This is a genomic window from Streptomyces sp. SID9727, from assembly GCF_010550605.1.
Lineage (GTDB): Bacteria > Actinomycetota > Actinomycetes > Streptomycetales > Streptomycetaceae > Streptomyces.
On record NZ_JAAGNI010000083.1, the window covers coordinates 1 to 1,278 of the forward strand.

Below are 1,278 nucleotides of genomic sequence, written 5' to 3' on the forward strand. Positions count from 1 at the left end.
CGCCCTGGTCGGGTTCGAGCGGTGCGGGGCCGCGGCCTGGGCCGCCAGGGCGAGCGGCGAACTGCGGGCCGCCGGCGAGGCGGTGGAGGCTCCGGGCCCGTCCGGGACGGCCGCCCCGCTGGCGGCGCTCACCCCGCAACAGGCGCGGATCGCCCGGTGCGTGGCCGAGGGGGCCACCAACCGGGAGGTCGCGCGGCGGCTCTCGGTGAGCACCCGGACCGTCGACCACCACCTGCGCAACGTGTTCGCCGCCCTGGGCGTGCGCTCGCGGACGGAGCTGGCCGGCCTGCTGGGCGGAGGGGCGTAGTTCCGTACGGGACGACAAGGTTGCAGGACCGTGATGAGAAGGAGGCCGCACACCTCTAGGTACCGACTGGGCGGTATGTCATTCTGCGGGCGTCAGGATCATTCGGTGCGCCCGCGGCTCCGTCGTGGGCGGGGCGTGCCGGAGCCGGCCGTTCACCGAGCCGGCCGAATCCCGGTGGAGGCCGCCATGCCACAGGTCGTACGTTCACGGGTCAGGGCGCTGCACGCGCCGCCGCCCGTCGTCCCGGTCCCGCGCCGCTTCCGTTCGCTGGCCGATCGCGAGGCCGTCGCCGTCCTGCACCGGGCCGCCCGGGTGCTGGTGGCGGCGCTCCCGGAGCTGACGGACCGGATGGTGGAGGCGCTGCGGGAGCGGGAGCCCGGCTACCGTGCCGCGATCGAGGCCGACCCGGCGGAGATCTGGCAGGAGGTGCACCACTCGCTCCGGCACAACGTGGGTTCGCTCATCCAGCCCCGTGAGTTCCGGGAGGCCGCGCACCGCACCTCGCGGCGGATCGGCGAGGTCCGGGCCGAGCAGGGGGTGCCGCTGGACGCGGTCCTGCACGCGTTCCGGATGGGCGGGGCGATGGTCTGGCAGGACCTGGTGGACGAGACCGCCCGCCGCCACCCCGAGGACATCCGGCTGCTGGTCCATGTCGCCGCGGACGTCTGGAACTTCGTGGACGAGCACTGCGCGATCGTCGCCGACGCCTACCGCAGGGCGGAACGCCGCCTCGCCTGGCGCCGGGAGAACCGGCACCGCCTGATGACGGCCGCGCTGCTCGACGGCACCGCCCAGATCGCCGACCTCCCGGACACGGCGGCGGCCCTCGGCCTGCCGGAGGACGGCCGGTACGCGGTGCTGGCACTGCGCGACGCCCGCCGCTCCCCGCACGGCACGGCGCACCCGCCCCTGGAGCTGCCCGCCGCCGCGGACGCCGTGTGGCACGCGGGGCCCGAGGCGGAGTACGCCGT

Annotated in this window: 1 protein-coding gene and 1 pseudogene; both read left to right on the plus strand. The window is 76.1% G+C overall.

Features of this window, described 5'->3' with window-relative positions; genetic code table 11:
• Nucleotides 1-307, plus strand: a 307-nt coding sequence (locus tag G3I41_RS05225) for a helix-turn-helix transcriptional regulator (protein ID WP_164399136.1), incomplete at its 5' end; no start/stop codon positions are given.
• Between the two features lie 186 nt (nt 308-493).
• Nucleotides 494-1,278: pseudogene (locus G3I41_RS05230) on the plus strand (PucR family transcriptional regulator); the annotation flags it as partial.